Source organism: Hymenobacter telluris, assembly GCF_017313265.1.
In the GTDB taxonomy this organism is placed as follows: domain Bacteria; phylum Bacteroidota; class Bacteroidia; order Cytophagales; family Hymenobacteraceae; genus Hymenobacter; species Hymenobacter telluris.
Window position 1 is genome coordinate 89,483 of sequence record NZ_JAFLQZ010000004.1, and the last position, 23,379, is coordinate 112,861.

A 23,379-nucleotide genomic window follows, 5' to 3' on the forward strand; every position below is an offset into this window, starting at 1 on the left:
AAAACCAGCAACGAAAAACCAGACTTGACACCTTCCGAAATACAAAGCATAAAACAGCGCTTCGGCATCATCGGCAACGCGCCGACGCTGAACTACGCCATTCAGGTGGCTGCACAGGTGGCGCCCACCGATATGACGGTGCTGATTACCGGGGAGAGCGGGTCCGGTAAGGAGTCGTTTTCCAAGATTATTCACGCGCTGTCGCCGCGCAAGCACGGGCAGTTCATTGCCATTAACTGCGGCGCTATTCCCGAAGGCACCATTGATTCTGAGCTATTTGGGCACGAGAAAGGCTCGTTTACCGGCGCCCAGGAAGCTCGCAAAGGCTACTTCGAAGTGACGAACGGTGGTACCATTTTCCTTGACGAAATTGGCGAGATGCCGCTTGGCACCCAGGCCCGGCTGCTGCGGGTGCTGGAAAACGGTGAGTTTATCCGGGTCGGGTCCAGCAAAGTACAGAAAACTGATGTGCGCGTAGTGGCCGCTACCAACGTCAATCTGCTGGATGCCGTGCGCGACGGGCGCTTCCGCGAGGACCTGTACTACCGCCTGAATACGGTGCCTATCCTTGTTCCACCACTGCGTGAACGAGGCGAGGACATCTACCTATTATTCAGAAAGTTCGCTACCGATTTTGCCGACCGGTATCGGGTGAAACCGGTGTCTTTAACGCCGGATGCAGTGCAGGATTTGCAGCGGTTCCGGTTTCCCGGCAACATCCGTCAGCTCAAAAATGTGGCCGAGCAAATGTCGGTGCTGGAAACCGACCGGGAGGTGGATGCGCGCCGCTTGCGCCAGTATTTACCTGCCGACCAAAGTAGCCGCCTGCCCATGCTGCTGCACGCCGCCGGTGCTTCCAACGACGGCAATTCCTACTCCGAGCGCGACCTGCTGTATAAGGTACTCTTTGACATGCGGCGCGACATGACCGACCTCAAAAAGTTGGTACTCGACATGGCCACTGGCCAGCGGCCCCAGGAAGCGCAGGAAATGCTGCGCCAGAACAGCCATCTGTTCACCAACCTCGGCCCCGCCCCCTACGATGCTGGTGCCCGCCCGCTCCGGCAGCCTTCCCCCGACGGTGGCCCCACCGAGTACATCCTCACCCCCAATACGGTGGAAGACGCCACCGATTACGAAGAGGAAGCGCACCGGGTAGAGGATATTCCGCACGAAACAGAAGAGGAAACCCTTTCGCTGGAAGCCAAGGAGAAGGAAATGATTCTGAAGGCGCTGAAAAAGCACCACAACAAGCGCAAATACGCGGCCCACGACCTCGGCATTTCCGAGCGGACCCTGTACCGTAAACTCAAGCAGTATGATTTGGAACAAGCCTAATAAAATTCAGCAAGTCAGCGGCTGGATTCTGAGCGTACTGCTGGTATTTGGGCTGCACGGCTGTAAGATCTATTCGTTCAGCGGCGTCAGTGTATCTCCCGATGTGAAAAGCATTTCTATTGCTACGTTCCAGAACACGTCGAGCAACGGGCCTTCCTCACTGTCGCAACGCTTTACGGAGGATTTCAAGGACTATTTCCAGCGCAATACCAGCATCAAGCAGGTACCACGCGACGGCGACTTACAGTTTGAAGGTCAGATTATTGCCTACGACTACGCGCCGGCAGCTATTCAGCAAACCAACGGCCAAGACCAAGCCGGCGTGAACCGCTTAACCATTCAGGTACGCATCAAATTCACCAACACCAAGGACCCGAAACAGGACTTCGAGCAGACTTTCCAAAGCAACGCCGACTTCCCAGCCACGCAGGATATTGCCCGCATCAACAACGACCCTACGGCTGTCCGCCGCATCACCCAAAACATCATCACCGACGCCTTCAACAAGTCGGTGGCGAACTGGTGAGTAGCGCCGTTCAACGAATTACTGGCTGAATTGCCGTATTGTTGCGGTCCGGTTGGGCCTTGCGCAGCCAGACCCTTGCCTTGCTTGAAGCAGCCACCAGCCGTTGCTGATCCAACCATTTAACCCTCTATTGAAATGACCCGCGCGTCGCTGTTGCACATTCTCAACCACGTGGGGAGCATTTCAGAAGCAGAAGTGCGGGAACTGGAACAACTGGCAGCGGCTTTCCCGTACTGCCAAACCGCCCATCTGCTTCTGGCCAAAGCCGCCCACGACCAAGGCAGCATGCTAGCCAGCCAGCGCCTACGCCGGGCCGCCACTTACGCCGTTGATCGGCAGCTACTACGGCAACTTTTAGAGCAGCCTGCCACTCCGGTTAATGCGGTAGCAGTAGCCCCCCCGAAAGAGCTGGCTACTGCCGAAACGGATGGCTCGGGCTCGGGGCCTGCTACGGGCAACTCCACCGCTTTCTTGCAGATGCTGGTAACCGAGGACGTTCAGCCCCTGGAAGTTCAGGAAGATGATACCGCCACGCATGCGGAGGAACTTCCGGTAGATGCTCCCGCTGCGCACGTACCAGATTCTGATGATCCTATTTCAGCTGCCGAGCAACCCGCTGAACCCGAGCAAGAAACCGGTAGTACGTTGGAGCCCGACGCATTACCAGAATTGCTGACGGAAGTAGTTGAGACACCTATTGATGTAATAGCGGAAACCCAGCCCACTGAAGTTTCCTCGGCTGCCCCCGAGCCAGTTGATATAGCAGCCGAGGACACGGCGGCTACTACCGACCTAGTCGAAACTTCAGTTCCTGCCTCAGTAGCAGCTGAACCAGAAGAATTATTACCAGCAGTAGCGCCACCCATCCGGCCGCCGGCCGATGCGGGTATCTCCCGGTTTGAGTTTGGGTTGAGTGAGCCGGAAGAGCAGTTGGTTCCGATTCTCTACCAGCTACCAGGCCTGGAGGAAGAGGATGCCGGCGAGCAAGCACCGCAGGAATACCTGTCGGCACCGGCTACAACTGCACTGGCCCCGTCTTTCCGTTCTGATACCACTTTGGCATACAGCTTATTACCCGAGGGAAGCCGTTTAGGCTATGCATTGCAACTGCAAGACGAAGAACTGACGCAGCCTCTACCCACTGCCGAGTTTTTCCCGCCCGACGCCTTACTGAACGAGCATGCCGTTCGTCCGCAGTTACCCGCTGCGCCAGCTCCTTCCTCCCTGGACCTGATCAACCGGTTTCTGAAAGCACAGCCACGGCTGAAGTCGCCGGTGGTACTGCCCACGGTGCAGGAACAGACGGATCTGGCGGCGCGCAGCACCTCGGCTCCGCCCGCGCTGGCCTCGGAAAGCCTAGCTAAAATCTTGGTTAAGCAAGGTAAAAAGGACCGCGCCATCGAAATATATGAACAACTCATGGTGCGTCAGCCGGAAAAAAGCGCGTACTTTGCCGACCAAATTCTACACCTGAAAACTTCCGAGTAAATGTACGTTGCGCTCATTATCGTCATACTTATCGTTTGTTTCCTGCTGGCCATTGTTGTTCTGGCGCAGAACCCCAAAGGCGGCGGACTTTCCAGCCAGTTCGGTTCGGGCGGTGCGGCCAACCTCATGGGCGTAAAGCGCACCGGCGACCTGCTAGAGCGCCTGACGTGGGGTTTTGCCATCGGTCTGATGGTGCTCACGCTGGGCACGCACGTAATCAGTGGCACGCAAGCCGGCAACGGCCCGGTACGCAGCGTCAACCAGCGCCGGGCGTTGGAGCAACAGAAGGTTCCGGCAGTTCCAGCGCCAACTGCTCCGGGGGCAGCCGCTCCGGCGGCGGGTGGTGCAACCACTCCGGCGGCGCAACAGCCCGCTTCAACTCAGCAGCCTGCCTCGGCTCCGGCTACGCCAGCTCAATAAGCACTACCCAACTCCTATTACCAAAGGGCTTCCCACACGGGAAGCCCTTTTTGCTGGGCTCTTCGGTCTTTGGCCTGCCTTATTGAGCAAGAGCTATTCTGCCACGTCTGGCAGGCTTTGTACACAATCCTGACGCAATGCGCCTTTTTCATGTTCATTCTGTCAGGTTTCCACGGGCTGGCACAGGAAGTGAGGGAAGGCGGACACCACCTAGTTTCAAGTAAACCTTTCAACCAAAACGTACAATATGTCGCTTAGCATGAAACCACTGGCTGACCGCGTCATCATCGCGCCGGCCGCTGCCGAGGAGAAAACCAAATCGGGCATCATCATCCCCGACACGGCCAAGGAGAAGCCACAGCGCGGCGAAGTAGTAGCCGTCGGCGAAGGCAAAGTGGCCGACAGCGGCACCACCATCCAGCCTCAAGTGAAAGTGGGCGACCAGGTGCTCTACGGCAAATACGCTGGTACTGAAATCACCATCGATGGCCAGGACTACCTCATCATGCGGGAGTCGGACATCTTCGCTGTAATCTAAGCTCCTTCCTTTCTCTCTGATTCCAAACACCCGAAATTCCAGATGGCTAAGAACATCCAATTCGATACCGACGGCCGCGACAAGCTGAAACGCGGCGTAGACAAACTGGCGAATGCCGTGAAAGTAACCCTCGGTCCGAAAGGCCGCAACGTGGTTATCGACAAGAAATTCGGCGCCCCGAGCATCACCAAAGACGGTGTAACGGTAGCCAAAGAAATTGAGCTGGCCGACCCAATCGAGAACATGGGCGCGCAGCTGGTGAAAGAAGTGGCTTCCAAAACGGCCGATCAGGCTGGTGACGGTACCACTACGGCCACTGTACTGGCCCAGGCCATTTACGCTGCTGGTTCCAAGAACGTAGCGGCTGGTGCCAACCCTATGGACCTGAAGCGCGGCATCGACAAAGCGGTACAAGCCGTTGTTGCCAACCTGAAAGCACAGTCCAAGAAGATTGAAAACTCGTCGGAAATTGCCCAGGTAGGTGCTATTTCGGCCAACAACGACATGGAAATCGGCAAAATGATTGCCGATGCCATGGACAAAGTGGGCAAAGAAGGCGTTATCACGGTAGAAGAAGCGCGTGGCACCGAAACCGAAGTGAAAACGGTGGAAGGCATGCAGTTCGACCGGGGCTACCTCTCCCCTTACTTCGTAACCAACCCGGAGAAGATGGAAGTGGAGCTCGACTCGCCGTACATCCTCATCTACGACAAGAAAGTAAGCACCATGAAAGAGCTGCTGCCCGTGTTGGAGCAGGTAGTTCAGACTGGCAAGCCTCTGGTTATCATCTCGGAAGACGTTGACGGTGAAGCTCTTGCTACCTTGGTAGTAAACAAGCTGCGTGGCTCGCTGAAAATTGCGGCCGTGAAGGCTCCTGGCTTCGGCGACCGTCGCAAGGCGATGCTGGAAGACATTGCGGCCCTCACCGGCGGTACGGTTATCTCGGAAGAGCGTGGCTACAAGCTCGACAGCGCAACGCTGGAGTACTTGGGCACTGCCGAGAAAATCATCATTGACAAAGACAACACCACGATTGTCAATGGCAAAGGTGACAAAGACGGCATTACCAGCCGCATCAACCAAATTAAATCTCAGATCGAAACCACTACTTCCGACTACGACAAGGAGAAGCTTCAGGAGCGCCTTGCCAAATTGTCGGGCGGTGTGGCCATCCTCTACATCGGGGCTTCTACGGAAGTGGAGATGAAAGAGAAGAAAGACCGGGTTGACGATGCCCTGCACGCTACTCGCGCCGCCGTTGAGGAAGGCGTAGTACCCGGTGGTGGCGTGGCCCTGGTGCGTGCCCTTGATGCCCTCGAAGGCGTGAACACCATCAACCTCGACGAGCGCACTGGCGTGAACATCATCCGCACGGCCCTCGAAGCTCCCCTGCGTACCATCGTAGCCAACGCCGGTGGCGAAGGTTCGGTAGTGGTGCAGAAGGTGCGCGAAGGCAAAGGTGACTACGGCTACAACGCCCGCGAAGACAAGTACGAAAACCTGATGGCGGCCGGCATCCTCGACCCCACCAAGGTAACGCGTCTGGCCCTGGAAAACGCCGCTTCGATTGCCGGCCTGCTCCTGACCACCGAATGCGTGATTTCGGACGAGCCTGAAAACGAGAAAGAGCACAGCCACGCTGGTGGTGGAGGTGCCATGGGCGGCATGGGCGGCATGATGTAATCAAGCCGTCGGCTTCGCTGACTGATTAGAAAAGCCCCGCTGGACTTAATCTGGCGGGGCTTTTCGCGTTTTGGAGGTAGCGTATACGCGCACCGACAAGCGGCAGCTACAATACGGCAAGCAGCACTGTGTTCTGTTTGTTAGACATGCTGAGCTTGCGAGGGCCCTTGCACACACACAAATGAGGTATTACTTCAACATATACAGTGGCACTCCTCTTCGCTGGATATGAATGTCAGGTGGACGCGCGGCATTACTACTTAGGAACCGTATGCTTGTAAAAAAGCCCGCCCCGAACATCCGGGGCGGGCTTTTTAATAACCTAGCAGCAGCAAGTGGCTAACATTCAGGGACTAGCCACGGCCGTGCATCATGTAAAACAGCTTTCTGGAAATGGCAATCAGAATCAGGCCTGCTAGAATAACGAAGCCAGCAATCAAGCCAAATACCGTTAGGGCACCTAGTTCTTCTACATATTTAGCAATGTAACCGCCGGCAATCTGCGCTACGAAAGGAGCCAGGAACCACACTCCCATTAGCATGGAGGTAAGGGCGGGCGGCGAAAGGCGCGACACCATGGAAAGGCCAACCGGAGACAAGCACAGTTCCCCAACGGTGTGAAAGAAATAGGTGGCAATCAACCACCAGATGCTGGCTTTGATAGTCTGATCTGCTACATCGCCGCCGCGCTGCATTACCGCGCCTACCATGAACAGAAAGCCCACGCCCAGCAGCACCATACCCAGGCCCATCTTTACCGGAATACTTAAGTCTTTGCCCTTGCGGCCCAGACTAACCCATAAAGCAGCAATAGGCGCCCCTAGAAGCACGATAAAGCCGGCATTTACCGATTGAAACCACGAGGTTGGAATCAGGAAGCCAGCAACCTCCCGGTTGATATACTTATCTGTGTAGAGCGTGAGGGAAGAACCCGCCTGCTCGAAACCCGCCCAGAAAAACACCACGAACAGGGTGATAATAAATACCACAGCCATCCGGTCGGTTTCTTCTTTAGTCAATGGCTCTTTCACTACCACCTTGTTCTTGTCGGCGCTTTGGCCTTCCGGATACAGCCCTACGTCACCAAGGTACTTTTTGCCGAGCAGATTAAAGGCCAGTTGTCCAATCAGCATGCCGATACCGGCAGCCAGGAAGCCATAGCGGAAGCCATAGTTTAGGATTGCACCGCTGGCATCTTTGGTGGCAAACAGGTTTTCGGCTAGGAAGCCGCACACCAGTGGCGCTATAAAGGCCCCGGTGTTGATACCCATGTAAAAGATGGTGAAAGCAGCGTCACGCAGCGGGTCACCTTGCTCATAGAGCTTGCCAACAATGGTGGAAATGTTTGGCTTGAAAAAACCGTTGCCGAGCATCAGCAACAATAGACCAATCATAGTAGGCCAGGGCAAACCCAGCGCGGCGGCTTGGGTGGATAGCGCAGGCTGCATGAACAAAAAGAACTGCCCCGCAGCCATTGTCAGACCTCCTATCAGAATGGCCCGGCGCTGGCCGATATATTTATCGGCCAACCATCCTCCGATAATAGGCGTGAAATATACGAAGCCGGTGAAGTAGCCATAAATCAGCGTTGCGCTAGCCTCAGGAATACCCAATCCGCCTTCGAGAGCCGTTTTGGTTAGGTAGAGCACCAGCAAACCACGCATGCCATAGTAGCTGAACCGTTCCCACATTTCCGTGAAGAACAACAGATAAAGTCCAGGTGGATGGCTTTTCCGCATAACGGGTTGATCCTGGACAGCAGAGGTGGTTTGCATGAAGGTGATTTGAGATGAATAAGAAAGGAAAAAGGCGGCTGGCTGCAACCAGACGCTAGTTGGTAAAGCTACAAAACTTTGTGAACTGCCAACAATGCCACTACAACCTCAAAAGCAGCGAATATTCGCTATATAATCCATCGAAATCGTTTGCATATCATTTTTTTCCTATAATTTTGCTGACATATCCTGATTGTCCTACTAAATCCCACCCTTCTGTTCCCACAGTTTATGACAAACCCCGCCGCCACCATTCTCTCCCGTTTGGCGCCATTGGGCTTCACCACCGCCCCGGCCCAAGTACACCTAAACCTGCCGGCCAACGAGCTGGTGCAGCACGCCCTGCGCCGCCAAGAAGGCCAGCTCACCGACCTTGGCGCCCTCATGTGTGACACCGGTCAGTTTACGGGCCGCTCCCCCAAAGACCGTTTCATTGTGCAGGACGAGCTGACGACCACCCGGGTATGGTGGGGCGACATCAACATTCCTTTTGCGCCGGAAAAATTCGACCGGTTGCAGCAGAAAATGGTGGCCTACCTGGCTGACAAGGAACTGTACGTGCGCGAAGCTTATGCCGGCGCCAACCCCGCCTATCAGCTCAAGCTGCGGGTGGTGAACGAGCTAGCCTGGCATAACCTATTCAGCAACAACCTCTTCCTGCGGCCACAGGCTGGAGCTGATACCAGCTGGATTGCCGACTTCACGATTATCAACGCCCCTGGTTTCGAGGCCGACCCCGCCTTGGACGGTACCCGCCAGAAGAATTTTGCCATCCTCAACTTCACCAAGAAAGTACTGCTTATTGGCGGCACAGGCTATGCCGGTGAGATGAAGAAAGGCATTTTCGGGGTGCTCAACTTCCTGTTGCCAGTGCAGCACAACACGCTGCCCATGCACTGCTCGGCCAACGTGGGTGCCGCCGGCGACACGGCCATTTTCTTCGGCCTTTCGGGCACCGGCAAAACCACCCTTTCGGCCGATCCTACCCGTAACCTCATCGGCGACGACGAGCACGGCTGGACCCCGCAGGATGGTATTTTCAACTTCGAGGGCGGCTGTTACGCCAAGGTGGTAGACCTAAGCCGCCAGAAGGAGCCGCAAATCTGGGACGCTATCCGGCCCGGCGCTATTCTGGAAAATACGCGGTTTGTGCCCGGCACTTCCACTGTAGATTTCACTGATACTTCAGTAACGGAAAACACGCGGGCGGCTTATCCCCTAAACTTTATCCCGAATGCACTGGAGCCGAGCGTGGGCGCTGCTCCACGCAACATTGTGTTCCTCACGGCCGATGCCTTTGGGGTGCTACCTCCGCTCAGTAAGCTGGATAAGAGCCACGCCATGTACCATTTCCTTTCCGGCTACACCGCCAAAGTGGCCGGCACCGAAATGGGCGTTACCGAGCCACAAACCACTTTCTCGGCTTGCTTTGGTGCCGTATTTCTGCCGCTTCACCCTACCGCGTATGCCGAAATGCTGGGCCGCAAGCTCGACGAGAATCCGGATGTGCAGGTGTGGTTGCTGAATACCGGCTGGACGGGGGGCAGCTATGGCACTGGCCACCGCATGAGCCTCCCGCACACCCGCACCCTGCTCACAGCCGCCCTCACCGGGCAGCTCCGCGACGCCGAGTTTACGCCGCATCCTATCTTCGGTGTGCAAGTACCCACGGCCGTGCCCGGCGTACCCACCGAGTTGCTCGACCCGCGCAGCACCTGGCAAGACCCCGAAGCCTACGACCACACGGCCCTCGAACTGGCTCATAAGTTTGCCAACAACTTCCAGAAGTACGCCGCCTTTGCCAATGCCGACATCATGGCAGGGGCTCCCCGCACGGAAGTAGTTGCCAGCGTGTAGAACCTTGATTGACAGAGCAATGAAGCCCCGCTGGTCTATTCCGGCGGGGCTTTTATACTGCTCTACATCCTACGGTTCGCTCAAAGTAAGTTTCCAACTAATAGTACAGATGTTGTTGCTGGCGGCGCTAATTTTACCGTTTCAACGCACCCCTTATTTTTTCTTTTTGCCATGCGCAAGCGCCTCCTGCCGCTCCTGTTGCTTTTTCTTACTCCTCTCCACTTGTGGGCCTGGGGGGTAGATGGGCACCGGGCCGTCGGTAAAATTGCCGAACAGCACCTCTCCCGCAAAGCCCGCCGTGAAGTTCAAAAACTCCTCGGCACCGAAACCCTGACCCTGGTCAGCACCTGGCCCGACGAAATCCGCTACTACCCGGAATACAAGGACACCGCCCCCTGGCATTACGTCAACACCCCGTCCGGCCTCACCCACGACCAGTACATCCAGCAGCTTAAAGCGCAGACGGAGCCTAACGCCTACAACGTGCTTCAGACCAAGCTGTTGGAACTGAAAGACACCAGCAAGTCTCAGGCCGAGCGACTGGCCGCCCTGAAATTTGTGGTGCACATAGTAGGCGACGCCCATCAGCCCCTGCACGCCGGCCACGCCGAGGACAAAGGTGGCAACGACATCAAGCTCAAGTACCGCGGCAAGGATACCAACCTACACAGTCTGTGGGACAGCGGCTTGCTTGATTATCAGGGCCTTACCTACACCGAAATGGCCACGCAGTACAACCAGCACCTCCCGCACCAGCAAGTACGGGAGTGGCAGAAAGCTATGCCGGAGCAGTGGTTTTGGGAGTCGTATCAGGCCAGTGAGCAGATCTACAAAGACGTACCCACTGATGGCGACGTCGATTACAAATACTACCCTGCTCATTCCGAGCTGATGAAACAGCGGATCGAGCAAGCTGGCGTACGACTGGCCGAGTTGCTGAACAAAACGCTGGGCTAATCAACACCAACCGTTGTAGCTTTTAGCTCATCCACTAAACCCCATCGGCCGCAAACCGGTGGGGTTTTATTTTGCAAGACCGACGCCCTCTATCTTTGCTGAATGCCCCACACCTTCTACGCTCCCGACCTTACTGCTGCTACTTACACCCTGCCCGAAGACGAAAGCAAGCACGCCGTACGGGTGCTGCGCCTCGCCCTCGGCGACGCGGTAGAGCTGGTAGATGGCCGCGGTGGCGTTTATCAGGCCGAGGTAACGGACGCCAACCCCAAGCGCTGCCAGCTACGCATCACGCAAGAGCAGCAAGTGCCGCGCCGCCCCTACTTGGTACACGTAGCCGTGGCGCCCACCAAAAACCTCGACCGGATGGAATGGCTGGTAGAAAAGGCCACCGAAATCGGAGTGGACCAGATTTCGTTTCTGCGTTGTGCCCGCTCCGAGCGCCGTGAGTTGAAGCTGGACCGCCTGCACAAAATTGCGGTGAGTGCCCTCAAACAGTCGGGCCAAGCCTGGCTACCTGAGCTGACTGAACTTATCGATTTCGCCGATTTTCTACCTACCGTAGAAGCCGCCACCACCTTTATTGCTCATCTCGAAGACGGAGAACGGACGCCCTTAGCCCGCGTGGCAGCAGCTGGTACCACCTGCTGTATCCTCATCGGCCCGGAAGGCGACTTCACTCCGCAGGAAATTGAAACCGCCTTTGCCCGCGGCATTCGGCCGGTTACGCTCGGCACCTCCCGGCTGCGCACCGAAACCGCCGCACTGGCCGCCGTGCATACCGTGCACATTGCGCGCGAGTTAGCTAGCTAAGCTTGGCGCTATTGGTCCTGTAGCGCCGAGCAGTCGGCCTGGGAGTCACCGGCGGCCAAGCGGGCAGCCTCCTTGGCCAGCTTCTTCTTCCGCCACGGCGCATCCTGCTCCCAGTCGCCGGCCATAATGCAGCCGTAGGGCCGAATTTCATCCAGAATGGTCGCCAGCTTGAAATCCGTAATCTGTTGTTTCACGTCGTTGGCGTCTTTGTAGGCGCTGGGCAGCTCGGAAATATCAATCTGGTTGAAGTAGAACCGGGCATCAATTCCTTGGGTTTCTTCGGCAAACAACTCCTCCTTGGTCTGGCCGAGCTTGCTGTACTTGTGCTTGGTCCGGCTCAGATTTCGGCCGGCGCCGTGCGGGGCAAAGCCCAGGTTGTTTTCGGTGGTAATGCCTTCCACAATGAGGATGGGCTGGGCCATATTCAGCGGAATGATGCGCGGGCCGGTGATGTCGGGCATGAACTTGGGGTCCAGTGGCGTGGCGCCTTTGGCATGGTAAAACAAGTCCCCGTCGCGGAACACGAAGTTGTGCTCGTTCCAGAACTGCTGCTGCACCGGAACTCCTAACTCGCTACTGATGGCGTTGTGCAAGCACAGATGGTTCTGTTTGGTCCACTTCCGAATGGTTTGCAACGCCGCCCAGTACTGCTCGCCCTCCACTGACTCACTGGGAATCCAGGCGTTTGCCGGGGCCGTTTCCGGCGACAGGGCCTGGCGGAATCGTTCGGCCACCTTCATGCCCTGCGTGTATAAGGCGGCCCCAGGGCCGCGGGAGCCGTGGTGCGTCACCAGCACCGTGTCGCCGGTATTGCGCGAAACGCCCACGTACAGAAAGTGGTTGCCGTCGCCCTGCGTACCCAGATGCTCGTGGGCAAAGTTGAGGCTGCGCAGAGAGTTCAGAAACGGATTGGCGCGGAATTCCGCCTCTATTTCTGCCGGCAGCGCAAACTGCCGCTCCGGCGCCCGGCCGCCCGGTCCGAAATGAGTGATTTGCTGGGCGACATCCAGCACGGTTTTCGGCTCCACTTTGCCGAGGTTGGTCAGCATCACCGAGCAGCAGATATCGGCGCTGTGCATACCGGGGTGAATGGCGTTGCGAGCCACCACAATGCCGCCCACCGGAATAGTACCGACCGGGCCGGCCGGGCAGGCGTCGGGCATGATGGCGCCGGCTACCACCGTGGGCGTGCGCATCAGTTGCTGCATGGACTGCCGTACGTACTCGATGTTGGCCTGCTCCACTGGTGTGTCGGCGCTGATGTTTTCGTGGAAGAACACGGGCTCGGCCAGCAGCGGAATTTCCGGCGCGGGCCTCACGGTATCAAGGTAAGCCAGCAGTGCTTCGCCTTCCAGATGGTGGGCGTTGACGTGTTCCAGAATCTGCTTGAACATCTTTCCTGGTTTCAGGCCCAGGTCCACCAAATCCTTTCCAGTAATCATGAACGAATAGCGTGTAGTAGCAAGTAACCGTCTTATATTATTCGGCAATAAATGAATTAAAGCGCAGTTTATTGTTGCAAAAAATCGACGAGACTGTCATTCCTTGGCAAGCTCGGAATGACACCCCTTATTGGGTTACTATCCATAACAACCCGACTGAACTTTCCCAGCTATCCGTTACTTTGTTTACTAGCTTGCTTACGCTACCTGCGCTCAACACCCCATGCTGAAAAACCTGCTGCTCCCACTTCTGCTGCTCTTTTCCCTTACGGCCGCCGCCCCGGTGGTAGCACCCAGCTTCCGCATTGCCAAGCTGCACTACGGCGGCGGCGGCGACTGGTACGCCAATAAAACCAGTTTGCCCAACCTCATCCGGTTTTGCAACCAAGCCCTGCGCACCAACATTGCGCCCGATGAGGCCACCGTGGAGCTGGATTCGCCGGAGCTACTGACTTACCCCTTCGTGCACATGACCGGGCACGGCAACGTGGCTTTCACCGAGGGCGAGGCCAAAAACCTGCGCCGCTACCTGATTGGCGGCGGCTTTCTGCACATCGATGATAATTACGGCCTCGACAAGTTCATTCGGCCGGAAATGAAGAAGGTGTTTCCCGAGTTGGACTTTGTGGAGTTGCCTTTCTCCCACCCTATCTACCACCAGAAGTATCAGTTCCCCAGAGGCTTACCGAAAGTACACGAGCACGACGGCAAACGTCCGCAGGGTTTCGGGCTGCTTTACAAAGGGCGGCTGGTATGCTTTTATAGCTTCGAGTGCGACTTAGGCAACGGCTGGGAAGACCTGGGCACCTACCCCGAAGATACCCCTGCCACCCACGATGCGGCCCTGCGCATGGGCGCCAACCTGGTTACCTATGCCCTGACGCAGGACTAGCCGGTTAGTCAGGACGGCGCGGCTTAGAATTTTCGTTGCAGAATTTCGCTCAGTACAAAAGCCGCCCGTAAATCGGCGGGGTTCCGGAGGCGTTCCTGTATGCCAGATAGAGCTTGCCGGCTTGCCTCTTCCCGCTGCTGGCGCTGCACCCGGCTCCAATAGTCTTCTTGCCCGTGCTGCGTGGCGGCGCGAGGTAATCCGGCCGCGCGGCGCGCTTCAGGCACTGGCACTTCCAGCGAGCGGGCCTGCTTTTCCCGCTCCAACGACTTGGCCGTTACAATAGGTTGCTCTAGGTTGCGTGGCACAGGAGCCGTTTCCTGCGGCAGTGCCCGCCCTGCTGGCGTGGTTTCGGGGGCATTGCCTGCCCGATTTTGTTGCTGCATCTGCTTCAGCATTTCCTCGAACGAGGTAGCTGGTAGCGGCGCTACCGGGCGCGGCCGACCAGTACTGTCGGGCCGGGAGAATTTGCGCTCCTGCCGCTCACGTTGCGTAGTAGCCTTGGCTTTCTGCACCATGCGCCAGATGAACACCCCCAAGCCAAACAATATCCAGAGTAAGGTTTGTAGCTTTTCCATAGGGCGTATTGATAACTACATGAACTGATAGATAGGCAAGGCGCGGGCAGTCCGGCACAGACTATCGTACGCCTTTCTCCGGGAATCGGCCGCTTTTAGTGCGGTAGAAGGCTTTAATTTTCTCTAGGTCGGCTTCGTAGTCGCCGCTTGGGTACACGGCCGGGCCTACGCCGGCTTCTTTTTTCTTGTAATCCAGAAAGCCTAGCAAAATCGGGACGCCCGCTCCTTCAGCGGCATGGTAGAATCCTTTGCGCCAGCGCGGCTGATACGCACGGGTACCTTCGGGCGTAATCATAATTACCAGTTCGTCGCGCTCCTTGAACAGCTGGATCATGCCATCAACAAGGCTATTGTTTTTGCTGCGGTCCACGGCAATACCACCTAATGACCGCACAAGACCACCCAGTATTGGCGTAGTTGTCCACTCTTTTTTGATGGTCAGTTTTACGTCCACGTCCATCAGAAAGAAAGCGGCCCGGGCGAAAATAAAATCCCAGTTGCTGGTGTGAGGTGCCGCAATCATCATGCTTTTCTTGATATTGGGCGGCACCACGCCGTTGAGTTTCCAGCCGGCTACCCAGAATATTGCTTTGGAAATGTAGTACCAGAAAGAAGATGTTTTACGAGCAGCCATGCAGAAAATAAAGGCTTGCGTGGGTACAAGCCAGGGTAAAGCTAAAAGTAAATACAGAAATTAATAGAAAGCCGCCCCGCAAAAGCCACACCGAGTAACTAGCATACCCAACTTCCAGAGAGTTATCAGGCCTTCTGAATTTCTACCAGCGTCCGCAGCTCGTCGGCCCGGCTCATGGTATAGTGGTACCCGATGTCGAACAGTTCCTGCCCGAGGCGGTAGTCGAGGGTGCGGTACAGGCGGAGTTCGGGCGGCTCCAGCAGCAGGTTGCATTGCTGCTTGCTGAGCGTGGTGTTGGCATCTACTACCAGGTTCAACGTCCGCTCTATCAGCGTCCGGAAGGTGGTGACGCGGGCGGCGCGGTTCACGGCGTTGCAATTTACGGCCACCACCGGCATGCCTTGGCCCAGCAGCGCCGCCACGGGCAGGTTGTTGAGCAACCCTCCATCCACCAGCTGCCGCCCCTCAAACTCCACGGGCCGGTACAAAATAGGTACGGCCGAAGAAGCCAACAGCGGCGGAATGAGCAGGCCCTGCGCAAAGTACACCGATACCCCTTCCGTCAGGTCGGTAGCCACTAAGGTCAGCGGCCGGTGCAAATCCGCAAACGTGCAGTCGGCCCCCAGGTGTTGGGCCAGCAGCACCTGCACGGCATCCAGGCGCAGCAGCCCATAGCGGCTCAACGACAAGCGCATCAGGCGCGTGACATTAACGCCGGTAAACAACCGCAGAATCTCGCGGGGCGGAAAACCGGCCGCGTAAAACGCCCCCACTATAGCCCCCGACGATACGCCCGCCAAGTGAGTGGGCGGCATTCCCAGTTCATCAAGGGCCGCCAGCACCCCCAAATGCGCAATTCCCCGCGCCCCCCCGCCCGACAGCGCCAGGCCTAAAGGCGCACGAGGAGCCGGATCAGGAGCTTGGTAGAGTAAGGGCATCGTGAAAAAAGGCAGCAGAGTTAAGGCGCAGGCGTGGTACTCTCCGGTCTGTTACGTTATCCTGCAAAGTAGTCGGTACGCATTATTCCGGGCGGCGTGAGGAACTGAAGAATGTGCTACGGAAATACCCTTCAGATTTCTCGCACCGCTCGGAATGACAACTGTCCTTGTTTCCAGGTTTCAGCCCCAGCCGGACTCGCCAGCTTACAGTTCGTCCAGCCGAAACGTTTCGGCCACCCGGACGCCTTTTTCGGTGTGTTGTACGGTGCAGCATTCCACGCGGGAGTCGTGTTCAAGCACCAGCACCCAGTTTTCATCGGCCGCCCGGCGCAGCACCTGCTCTTTCTCGTCCATCGTCACGAGAGGGCGCATATCATAGGCCATGACGTAGGGCAGTGGTACGTGGCCGGCGCTAGGCAGCAGGTCGGCCATAAATACCACCGTCCGGTCTTTGTAGCGCAGCAGGGGCAGCATCATTTTCTCGGTGTGCCCATCAGCGAAGATGATTTCGCGGAAGCTTGGTAGCGCATCGGGTACGCCGGCAGCCGGATCGACGAACTGCAAGTGCCCGCTTTCCTGAATCGGCAGGATGTTTTCCTTCAGAAACGAGGCTTTTTCGCGCGGATTTGGCGTCACGGCCCAGTCCCAATGCGCCTGGTTGCTCCAGTACGTGGCATTCGGGAAGGCCAGCTGCAGCTTACCATCGGGCGTACGCAGCACCGAGCCGCCGCAATGGTCGAAGTGCAGGTGAGTCAGAAAAACGTCGGTAATGTCGGCGGAGGTAAACCCCTTCTGGCGCAACGACTTTTCCAGCGTGTCGTCGCCGTGCAGATAGAAGTGGCCCCGAAACTTCTGGTCCTGCTTGTCGCCGATACCGTTGTCTACGAGCACCAGCCGGTTGCCGTCTTCTACCAGCAAGCAGCGCATGGCCCAGGTACACATGTTGTTCTCGTCGGCGGGGTTGAGCTTTTGCCACATGCTCTTGGGCACGACGCCAAACATGGCGCCCCCGTCGAGCTTAAACAAACCAGTATCGAGCGTATGAATCGTCATTTTTTCTAGCTGTTAGCTGATGGCTATTGGCTGCTAGCTCTCCGGTGGAAAAGCTAACAGCCAATAGCCATCAGCTAACAGCCGAAAAAACTACTCCAGCACCACACCCATTGCCGAAAACTTATCGATGCGCTGGCTGATGCGCTCTTCGTGCGGCAACGCCTCCAACTCGTCGAGGGTTTTGAGAATGGTTTTCTTAAGCGTCTGAATCATTTTCGCGGTATCGGTGTGGGCACCGCCGAGCGGCTCTTTCACGATGCCATCCACCAATTTGGCGCCGAGCATATCGGTGGCAGTCAGCTTGAGGGCCTCAGCGGCCTGCTCCTTGTAATCCCAGGAGCGCCACAGGATACTAGAGCACGACTCTGGCGAAATAACAGAGTACCAGGTGTTTTCCAGCATCAGCACCCGGTCGCCGATGGCAATGCCCAGCGCCCCGCCGGATGCCCCTTCCCCGATGATGATGCAGATAACCGGCACCTTCAACAGGAACATTTCCTTGAGGTTGCGGGCAATGGCCTCACCCTGCCCCCGTTCTTCGGCCTCTAGGCCCGGAAAGGCGCCGGGCGTGTCAATCAGCGTGACAATGGGCTTGCCGAATTTCTCGGCCAGCTTCATCAGGCGCAGGGCCTTGCGGTAGCCCTCCGGGTTTGGCATCCCAAAGTTGCGGAACTGCCGCTGCTTGGTGTTGCGGCCCTTTTGCTGCCCAATAAACATGACGGAGCGACCATCCAGCTCGGCAAACCCGCCAACCATGGCTTTGTCGTCGGCTACGGTCCGGTCGCCGTGCAGCTCCACAAACTTTTCGGTCATGCCCTCAATGTAGTCCAGCGTGTAGGGCCGGTCGGGGTGCCGCGAGAGTTGCACGCGCTGCCAGCGGGTTAGGTTGGCGTAGGTTTCCTTTTTAAGGGACTTTATTTTGGCTTCTAGGGCGGTTACCGCGTCCGAAACGTCTACCTGGCTGTCGAGGGCCAGTTGTTGCATTTCACGAAGCTTGCCTTCAAGGGCAGCAATGGGTTGTTCGAAATCAAGGAGCATTGGCCGGGGAGGAATGCGTCGGTGTAGTGGTGAAAGGAGGAAGGAAGCAAAGGTAAGCGAAGCACCTCACTCGTCACAGGCTTGCGGCGGCGGACTTCTGAAGAAAGTTTTTCTCGCTGATAGCCAGCCACAAATGCTCGAAACAGCATTTTTAGCCACTTTTTTCTTGGCATAGATTGGGAAATGTCGTGGCTCCCCCTACCTTTGCAGCACCTTAACGAAAAGCACCTGGCTGCTCAGCAAGGCGAACTGGTTCGGTAGTTCAGTCGGTTAGAATGCCGCCCTGTCACGGCGGAGGTCGCGGGTTCGAGTCCCGTCCGGACCGCAAAAAGCCCCTACAGCACACACTGTAGGGGCTTTTTCGGCTTCAGGCGCTAGCTGAGCAGCACAGCTAAGCGCTACTTTCGGCGGTGGTATACTTAGTTTCCTGGTGCAACCCGATTGCCAGATCCTGGTCTTTACCGACGCTGATAGCGGGTGCAACAGATAATTCTGTATGCACCAAGGTGGCTTCCGGCAGGAAACAATACGATCTATGCTCGGTTGACTTGCTCGATGCACCCAGAATATCCTTTCTATTCTCACGTCCGGGGTAACGGGGTAGTTGATGCCTATCACTCTCACCCAGCCTGCCAGATTGCGCAAAGCATAGAGCCTTGTTTTCGCCTGCCAGGCAACGCCCTTAACTGGCCCGAGTGTAGCTGTTGCGTAGTCCTTGCGGGCCGCTCTCCTACTTCTATCTCTCCAGAAGAAGCCCCCCCGGCTGCCTAACTTGTCTGCGGCGTCAATACCTCCGTATTACCAGCAGCCCACGGTATTTAGCCTTCAATTGGCGCCACAATCCTTTTATACTGGCTCAATTCCTCTACCAGTTCCAGCTGCCCCCACGCAGTAAGCAAAATACCGAGCACCAAGCCAAACAGAGACAATACCGACAAGTACCAGTACACTTGTTTCTCGAATGGATTGGGGCGGGGCCACCATAGCAGCAAAGGCAAAACAAGCGGCAACAAACTATGCCAAGGATTACCTCCCTGCAACCGCAGGCAAATACATGTGAGAATGGCTAACAGCACACCCGTTAATAGCAGGTATTGCTGCCAACGCGGCAATTCGGGCACTGGAAACATGTCAAAAACTGTCGTAAGCGAGTTGGAATACGACCTGCACCCGTAGCTGCGACAAAGCGCAGGAGTGAGGCCCAACAAACAGGCGGCAGTTTCCAGAAATAAATGAGTGGCGCTTAGCGCAGGCTTACAAAGCCATGGGACAAGGCCCCGCACAACAGACCGCAAAGGGTTTTATCTGGACTACCAGCTGCATACGGTACCGCTGGGGCACACCCTAAAAACCTGGTTCCCGCATGGGTCACCAGCTGAAAGCAATCAGCTACAAGGTTTTTGGCATTATGCCCAAGCGGTACGATTCACACTGGAGTAGAGCGGTTTGTGCGGCGCTAAAATAGGGCAAGAAGGACATTGTATCAACCTAGTGCCAATTTTTACACATTGCTAAGTTGAGAAACTCGGCTTGTATTCTGCGTTTTCTTCGTGCTCTATTCCTTTGTCTTTGCATATATCTCACTGGCTGCTTCTAGCTCCTATCCTCAAAAGGACAGGAGCTTCGAGCTTTAATTTCTACGCTGCTACGGGAGCAACCGGTCCTACGGGCTAGGGTGTACCGGCTACTCCTTGGGTGGAGTGAGTACAAAGGTCTTCATCATTTGCAGCAGTAGCGCGTCGGCTGCACTGAGGCCGGGCACGTCCATCTTCATTGCGGCCGGATCGACGTAGCCAGCCAGTTCGGCAAATTTATCGGCCGATACCACCTGAAACCCCATCGACCAGTCCTGAAAACTGCGCTGGCCTATTTGTTTATCGGCTAGCTTGACTACGTTTATGTGCCAGGAATCTTGCAGAAGCTTTGCGTACAAAGCTGCCAGCACGCTCTCCTCCCCTTCAATAATCTGCATGAACTGCCCGTCGCCATACACTAGGGCACCGGTAATTCCTTGCCGCTCGTTCTCCCGCCGGGCTTGCTCTAGCAGCGTCAGCAATTCTTCTTCATTCATTGGGCGCACGCCCCGGCTCATATAAATGATGTGATGCATGGAAATGGCAGTAGTTAGGCCGGCAATTTAGGTGGTCGATTTCCTTTTGCGAGGCAGTTGCTTTGAGTTATTGCTACTGCCAACATGGTGGCACATCTTTATAAATCGAAAAAACCAGCTAGACGCTAAAAAACTTGCTCGATGTAAGCCCCTAACACTATGGTTTTTACTGAAAAAATTAATTAAACCAAGCATAAATCATGCTTTCCCGCTTGCAGCTACAGATTTCGCTCTTACCTTTGCGCCACCTTAATGAAAAGCACCTGGCTGCTCAGCAAGGCGAACTGGTTCGGTAGTTCAGTCGGTTAGAATGCCGCCCTGTCACGGCGGAGGTCGCGGGTTCGAGTCCCGTCCGGACCGCAAAAAGCCCCTACAGCACACACTGTAGGGGCTTTTTCGGCTTCAGGCGCTGCTACTTGTTGAAAGAATGGGGCGTTTTTAGGCAAGAGTCAGCTTCGGCTTGGTGAGCGGCACCAATTAAACCGGGGGCGTTTTGGTGGTTGCCAGCACAAATGCCTTGGCAGCCGCCTTCTATACCAGCCCTGGCTAGTTCTTTGGTTTTCTCCCGGTATCAACTTCTCTCATCACCTGATGGCGTGAATCAGCGCTTTCCGTTTTGGGCGCTTCAATCTTTAGTTGCGCGTATACAAGCGCAATTTGGGCGTTAATTTTCTCCCGCTTGGTACGGAAAACGGATTCGTCAGCGGCGTGCGGCTGGATGGTTGCAAGCAGTTCCACCAGCGGTAGTGTTGTCGGCGGCCGAAGAAACCATAATAACTAGGTTCCTATTCAAAACATCAGGTAACATAGGTTTCCTTCCTGCAAAGTACCATGTTCAATACAGGCCGCGCAAGGCCAGTAAAGAGTTGTAAATGTGAGGGCGCGCAAGTTGCACAGCAGTAACTATTGAGGAAGGTCGAACTGGTTTTCGTGTAGTACTGGTGCTTTTCTAGCAGGTTAGAAACATACTGTACGCCACTGAAAATAATTATCAGATTCCTGCACTCTTTCACATATAATAATAGCAGGATATATTATGCTATTTTCTATAACTAGCTAGCACTCAGCATACCCCTTGCAGAATGTTGTAAGGCGTGATAAAGCACACAATAAGTATAATTGAACATAAAATACATTATATAACTTTTCCGCAAAGTTGAATTACTTATTTTGACTATTGGAATAATACAGATTATATTGGCCATACCATCAACCAAACCGCCTCCACCTATGAAAGGATTAACTACTCTTTTACTCGGCACTTTCCTGCTAGCAGGAGCTACTTCGACTACCGTGGAGGCCAACGCAATGGCTACTACATCAACTGAAACTGCTGGCTTGCCCGAGGCTACTTCGGCCTTGCCAATTGCTTTTAAGACGGCTCGCAAACCTATCCTGCACCGCCCCAACTACACCTATTACAAAGGCGACAAAAAGCGCAAAGGCTTCTTCAAGTTTCTCTCTTTCGGGAAATAGATATACTTACCCATAAAAAAGGCCTGGCGTAACTGCCAGGCCTTTTTTATGCACTTTATTGACGTGCTTCATACAGTCAACTAAGCTAGGACAGCAGCCGTGCGAGCGGCCAGGTTTTCGATATCGGGGCGCCGGGCTAGTACCGCTAGCCACTCCGGTGGTATAGCCGCCTCTCCGTAATAGATGCCCGCTAGGCCACCGGTTACAGCACCCGTCGTATCGGTATCGTCGCCGAGGTTGACGGCGGCCAGCACGGTTTCGGCGTAGGTGCTGTACCGCAGCAGGCACCAGAGAGAGGCCTCCAGTGTGTGCATGACGTACCCGCCGCTACGAATAAGCTGCTCTGGCAAGTCAGCTACACGACCTGTGAGCAAGTAGTCGAATTGTTGAATTTCCGCAGCTGGCAAGTGTAATTGCTGTAACTGAGTTGGGGCATCTTGGCACAATTGGCTGTACGCCGCTGCCGGTGTCAGGCCAGCCAACAGATGCCGGGCTATTTCCAGATATAAAAAGCAGGCTATGGCCGAACGGACATGCCCGTGGGTTATGGCCGAAACGTCTGAAATTAAAAGAAATCGGCTGCTCAATGGGGCATCGGGTTTGTAAAACGCCAGCGGCAGAATTCGCATGAGGGCGCCGTTGCCGTTGCTGTACTCGTCGGTGCCACCGGCCAATGGGGAGCCCTCAGGATTAGTGTAAAACTTGTAAAGTGCTTCACGAGTGGTGATACCTATATCGAATACGGCGCCATGGGGAGTCCACAGCTTTTCATAGTACCAGCGGCAGCACTTGTGCGCCAGTTTGCGTAGGGTAAACCCGTCGGCAATGGCTTCGGCCAAACAGAACGTGAGGGAAGCATCATCAGACCAGGTGCCGGCCGGCTGGTTGTGGGTGCCGTAGGCGCGCATGTGCACCACCGGGTCGGTTTTGCGGGCGGCGCGGCTTTGAAACTCGACGGGTACGCCCAGCGCATCCCCAACGGCTAGCCCCAGCAGCGCAGCCCGGAGTTGGGATTCTAGAGGACTCATAAGCTAATTTTATACTGTGTGATTGTTCGACAACTCGTTGAGCTATTGCAAATTGGACTTATCCATCCCATTGCTCTGCTGCTGTTTCAACAGCGGCAATAGCTCCGGCAGGCTATCAATACGGTATGCAGGGTGCAGCGGCAGGCAGTCGGCCGCCTGCCCGAAGCCGTAGCTGGCCCAGCAGGCCGCAATGCCGCAGTTGCGGGCAAACAGCAGGTCGGTGGCGGTGTCGCCTACCATGAGGGTGGCGGCGGGGCTTACCTGCGGGAAGTGGACCTGTACTACCTGCGTAAACAGCGCCGGATCGGGCTTGAGCGGCAGCACCCGGCTGGGACTGTCGCCGAGCACCAGAGCCACTTGCTCGCGCAGGCCCAGCCGCTGCAGAGAGTTTTCCAGAATATCGAGCCCTTTGTTGCTGATAACCACCACCTCCTGGCCGTGCGCGGCGGCCGTAGCCAGCACCTGCCCGGCCCCCGGAAAAAGCGTTGCCAGGGCTTCCGCCTCGGTATTATACACCATTCGGTAGGTGTCCACCCACACGGCGGGCAGCGGTGGCGTACCGGGCGGGTGCAGCCACAGCAGCATATCGGGCAGCACCAGCCCCCGCCCCACGGCCTCGTCCATCAGGGCTTCGGGGGGCGCTGGGTAACCCAATAGCTGGAAGGTCCGGCGCATGGAATGCTTGATGGCTTCGCGCGTGTCACACAGGGTACCATCATAATCGAGCAGCAGGAGTTGGTACAATGAGTGAATGGGTGATTGGATGAATGGGTGAATTGACGTTCTGGTTACGCAATA

The 23,379-nt window shown here is 56.0% G+C and carries 23 protein-coding genes and 2 tRNA genes; 13 read left to right on the plus strand and 12 right to left on the minus strand.

The annotated features are described in order from the left end of the window. Positions 1-24: 24 nt before the first annotated feature. From J0X19_RS07775 to groL, 6 genes are all read left to right on the plus strand, one after another. Positions 25-1,338, plus strand: a complete 1,314-nt coding sequence (locus tag J0X19_RS07775; protein WP_206983606.1) for a sigma-54 interaction domain-containing protein — start codon at positions 25-27, stop codon at positions 1,336-1,338. After that, entirely contained in the window at positions 1,319-1,864 is a 546-nt protein-coding gene (locus J0X19_RS07780) for an LptE family protein (RefSeq protein WP_242582279.1), read from the plus strand. The genes J0X19_RS07775 and J0X19_RS07780 overlap by 20 nt, the downstream gene beginning before the upstream one ends. A gap of 135 nt (positions 1,865-1,999) precedes the next feature. Then, positions 2,000-3,352 carry a hypothetical protein gene (locus tag J0X19_RS07785; protein WP_206983608.1) on the plus strand — a complete coding sequence of 451 codons (1,353 nt, stop codon included), beginning with the start codon at positions 2,000-2,002 and terminating at the stop codon, positions 3,350-3,352. Beyond that, the gene (gene secG, locus J0X19_RS07790) at positions 3,353-3,772 is read left to right on the plus strand and encodes a preprotein translocase subunit SecG (RefSeq protein WP_206983610.1); all 420 of its coding nucleotides are present in this window, start codon (positions 3,353-3,355) and stop codon (positions 3,770-3,772) included. It abuts the gene before it with no gap. Between the two features lie 247 nt (positions 3,773-4,019). Further along, on the plus strand, positions 4,020-4,310 hold the full coding sequence (gene groES, locus J0X19_RS07795; RefSeq protein WP_206983612.1) for a co-chaperone GroES: 291 nt from the start codon (positions 4,020-4,022) through the stop codon (positions 4,308-4,310). Between the two features lie 42 nt (positions 4,311-4,352). Next, entirely contained in the window at positions 4,353-5,993 is a 1,641-nt protein-coding gene (gene groL / locus J0X19_RS07800) for a chaperonin GroEL (RefSeq protein ID WP_206983614.1), read from the plus strand. A 353-nt stretch (positions 5,994-6,346) separates the two neighbouring features. Here the strand turns inward: groL and J0X19_RS07805 are convergent, their stop codons facing one another. Further along, positions 6,347-7,768, minus strand: a complete 1,422-nt coding sequence (locus J0X19_RS07805) for a peptide MFS transporter (RefSeq protein WP_307788299.1) — start codon at positions 7,766-7,768, stop codon at positions 6,347-6,349. Between the two features lie 231 nt (positions 7,769-7,999). Here J0X19_RS07805 and pckA point away from each other — a divergent pair, with 231 nt between their 5' ends. From pckA to J0X19_RS07820, 3 genes are all read left to right on the plus strand, one after another. Then, positions 8,000-9,625: a phosphoenolpyruvate carboxykinase (ATP) gene (gene pckA, locus J0X19_RS07810; RefSeq protein WP_206983617.1), complete on the plus strand. Its 1,626-nt coding sequence runs from the start codon at positions 8,000-8,002 to the stop codon at positions 9,623-9,625. A 171-nt stretch (positions 9,626-9,796) separates the two neighbouring features. Beyond that, positions 9,797-10,582, plus strand: a complete 786-nt coding sequence (locus tag J0X19_RS07815; protein ID WP_206983619.1) for a S1/P1 nuclease — start codon at positions 9,797-9,799, stop codon at positions 10,580-10,582. A gap of 102 nt (positions 10,583-10,684) precedes the next feature. Further along, positions 10,685-11,395: a 16S rRNA (uracil(1498)-N(3))-methyltransferase gene (locus tag J0X19_RS07820; RefSeq protein WP_206983621.1), complete on the plus strand. Its 711-nt coding sequence runs from the start codon at positions 10,685-10,687 to the stop codon at positions 11,393-11,395. A gap of 8 nt (positions 11,396-11,403) precedes the next feature. Here the strand turns inward: J0X19_RS07820 and J0X19_RS07825 are convergent, their stop codons facing one another. Further along, positions 11,404-12,837, minus strand: coding sequence for an RtcB family protein (locus J0X19_RS07825; RefSeq protein WP_206983623.1), 1,434 nt, complete (start codon positions 12,835-12,837; stop codon positions 11,404-11,406). Positions 12,838-13,060: 223 nt separating this feature from the next. On the opposite strand from J0X19_RS07825, the gene J0X19_RS07830 reads away from it, so the two are divergent. Beyond that, positions 13,061-13,729, plus strand: a complete 669-nt coding sequence (locus J0X19_RS07830) for a DUF4159 domain-containing protein (RefSeq protein ID WP_206983625.1) — start codon at positions 13,061-13,063, stop codon at positions 13,727-13,729. Positions 13,730-13,752: 23 nt separating this feature from the next. Here J0X19_RS07830 and J0X19_RS07835 read toward each other — a convergent pair whose 3' ends face one another. From J0X19_RS07835 to J0X19_RS07855, 5 genes are all read right to left on the minus strand, one after another. After that, positions 13,753-14,304 carry a hypothetical protein gene (locus J0X19_RS07835; RefSeq protein ID WP_206983627.1) on the minus strand — a complete coding sequence of 184 codons (552 nt, stop codon included), beginning with the start codon at positions 14,302-14,304 and terminating at the stop codon, positions 13,753-13,755. A gap of 61 nt (positions 14,305-14,365) precedes the next feature. Then, the gene (locus J0X19_RS07840; protein WP_206983629.1) at positions 14,366-14,938 is read right to left on the minus strand and encodes a 1-acyl-sn-glycerol-3-phosphate acyltransferase; all 573 of its coding nucleotides are present in this window, start codon (positions 14,936-14,938) and stop codon (positions 14,366-14,368) included. Between the two features lie 125 nt (positions 14,939-15,063). Then, positions 15,064-15,876 (minus strand): patatin-like phospholipase family protein, encoded by an 813-nt coding sequence (locus J0X19_RS07845; RefSeq protein WP_206983631.1) that lies wholly within the window; start codon positions 15,874-15,876, stop codon positions 15,064-15,066. Positions 15,877-16,080: 204 nt separating this feature from the next. Then, entirely contained in the window at positions 16,081-16,929 is an 849-nt protein-coding gene (locus tag J0X19_RS07850) for an MBL fold metallo-hydrolase (protein ID WP_206983633.1), read from the minus strand. 90 nt (positions 16,930-17,019) lie between these two features. After that, positions 17,020-17,967, minus strand: coding sequence for an acetyl-CoA carboxylase carboxyltransferase subunit alpha (locus tag J0X19_RS07855; protein WP_206983635.1), 948 nt, complete (start codon positions 17,965-17,967; stop codon positions 17,020-17,022). Between the two features lie 251 nt (positions 17,968-18,218). On the opposite strand from J0X19_RS07855, the gene J0X19_RS07860 reads away from it, so the two are divergent. After that, positions 18,219-18,292 (plus strand) — tRNA-Asp (locus J0X19_RS07860). A gap of 493 nt (positions 18,293-18,785) precedes the next feature. Here the strand turns inward: J0X19_RS07860 and J0X19_RS07865 are convergent. Then, positions 18,786-18,965, minus strand: coding sequence for a hypothetical protein (locus tag J0X19_RS07865; protein ID WP_206983636.1), 180 nt, complete (start codon positions 18,963-18,965; stop codon positions 18,786-18,788). A 686-nt stretch (positions 18,966-19,651) separates the two neighbouring features. After that, positions 19,652-20,077, minus strand: coding sequence for a BLUF domain-containing protein (locus J0X19_RS07870; protein WP_206983638.1), 426 nt, complete (start codon positions 20,075-20,077; stop codon positions 19,652-19,654). 286 nt (positions 20,078-20,363) lie between these two features. On the opposite strand from J0X19_RS07870, the gene J0X19_RS07875 reads away from it, so the two are divergent. Next, positions 20,364-20,437, plus strand: a tRNA-Asp gene (locus tag J0X19_RS07875). 186 nt (positions 20,438-20,623) lie between these two features. On the opposite strand, the gene J0X19_RS07880 is transcribed toward J0X19_RS07875, so the two are convergent. After that, positions 20,624-20,815: a hypothetical protein gene (locus tag J0X19_RS07880; protein ID WP_206983640.1), complete on the minus strand. Its 192-nt coding sequence runs from the start codon at positions 20,813-20,815 to the stop codon at positions 20,624-20,626. Positions 20,816-21,307: 492 nt separating this feature from the next. On the opposite strand from J0X19_RS07880, the gene J0X19_RS07885 reads away from it, so the two are divergent. Next, positions 21,308-21,553, plus strand: coding sequence for a hypothetical protein (locus tag J0X19_RS07885; RefSeq protein ID WP_206983642.1), 246 nt, complete (start codon positions 21,308-21,310; stop codon positions 21,551-21,553). Positions 21,554-21,633: 80 nt separating this feature from the next. On the opposite strand, the gene J0X19_RS07890 is transcribed toward J0X19_RS07885, so the two are convergent. Both J0X19_RS07890 and J0X19_RS07895 read right to left on the minus strand, forming a co-directional pair. Beyond that, positions 21,634-22,581, minus strand: coding sequence for an ADP-ribosylglycohydrolase family protein (locus tag J0X19_RS07890; protein ID WP_206983644.1), 948 nt, complete (start codon positions 22,579-22,581; stop codon positions 21,634-21,636). Positions 22,582-22,623: 42 nt separating this feature from the next. Further along, complete coding sequence (locus tag J0X19_RS07895; RefSeq protein WP_206983645.1) at positions 22,624-23,325, minus strand: HAD family hydrolase; 702 nt, start codon at positions 23,323-23,325, stop codon at positions 22,624-22,626. Positions 23,326-23,379: the final 54 nt, after the last annotated feature.

Coding starts and splice junctions, on each gene's coding strand:
- J0X19_RS07780 (WP_242582279.1), top strand. CDS start 1,319: ATGATTTGGAACAAGCCTAATAAAATTCAGCAAGTCAGCGGCTGGATT.
- J0X19_RS07785 (WP_206983608.1), top strand. CDS start 2,000: ATGACCCGCGCGTCGCTGTTGCACATTCTCAACCACGTGGGGAGCATT.
- secG (WP_206983610.1), top strand. CDS start 3,353: ATGTACGTTGCGCTCATTATCGTCATACTTATCGTTTGTTTCCTGCTG.
- groES (WP_206983612.1), top strand. CDS start 4,020: ATGTCGCTTAGCATGAAACCACTGGCTGACCGCGTCATCATCGCGCCG.
- groL (WP_206983614.1), top strand. CDS start 4,353: ATGGCTAAGAACATCCAATTCGATACCGACGGCCGCGACAAGCTGAAA.
- J0X19_RS07805 (WP_307788299.1), bottom strand. CDS start 7,768: ATGCAAACCACCTCTGCTGTCCAGGATCAACCCGTTATGCGGAAAAGC.
- pckA (WP_206983617.1), top strand. CDS start 8,000: ATGACAAACCCCGCCGCCACCATTCTCTCCCGTTTGGCGCCATTGGGC.
- J0X19_RS07815 (WP_206983619.1), top strand. CDS start 9,797: ATGCGCAAGCGCCTCCTGCCGCTCCTGTTGCTTTTTCTTACTCCTCTC.
- J0X19_RS07820 (WP_206983621.1), top strand. CDS start 10,685: ATGCCCCACACCTTCTACGCTCCCGACCTTACTGCTGCTACTTACACC.
- J0X19_RS07825 (WP_206983623.1), bottom strand. CDS start 12,837: ATGATTACTGGAAAGGATTTGGTGGACCTGGGCCTGAAACCAGGAAAG.
- J0X19_RS07830 (WP_206983625.1), top strand. CDS start 13,061: ATGCTGAAAAACCTGCTGCTCCCACTTCTGCTGCTCTTTTCCCTTACG.
- J0X19_RS07835 (WP_206983627.1), bottom strand. CDS start 14,304: ATGGAAAAGCTACAAACCTTACTCTGGATATTGTTTGGCTTGGGGGTG.
- J0X19_RS07840 (WP_206983629.1), bottom strand. CDS start 14,938: ATGGCTGCTCGTAAAACATCTTCTTTCTGGTACTACATTTCCAAAGCA.
- J0X19_RS07845 (WP_206983631.1), bottom strand. CDS start 15,876: ATGCCCTTACTCTACCAAGCTCCTGATCCGGCTCCTCGTGCGCCTTTA.
- J0X19_RS07850 (WP_206983633.1), bottom strand. CDS start 16,929: ATGACGATTCATACGCTCGATACTGGTTTGTTTAAGCTCGACGGGGGC.
- J0X19_RS07855 (WP_206983635.1), bottom strand. CDS start 17,967: ATGCTCCTTGATTTCGAACAACCCATTGCTGCCCTTGAAGGCAAGCTT.
- J0X19_RS07870 (WP_206983638.1), bottom strand. CDS start 20,077: ATGCATCACATCATTTATATGAGCCGGGGCGTGCGCCCAATGAATGAA.
- J0X19_RS07885 (WP_206983642.1), top strand. CDS start 21,308: ATGAAAGGATTAACTACTCTTTTACTCGGCACTTTCCTGCTAGCAGGA.
- J0X19_RS07890 (WP_206983644.1), bottom strand. CDS start 22,581: ATGAGTCCTCTAGAATCCCAACTCCGGGCTGCGCTGCTGGGGCTAGCC.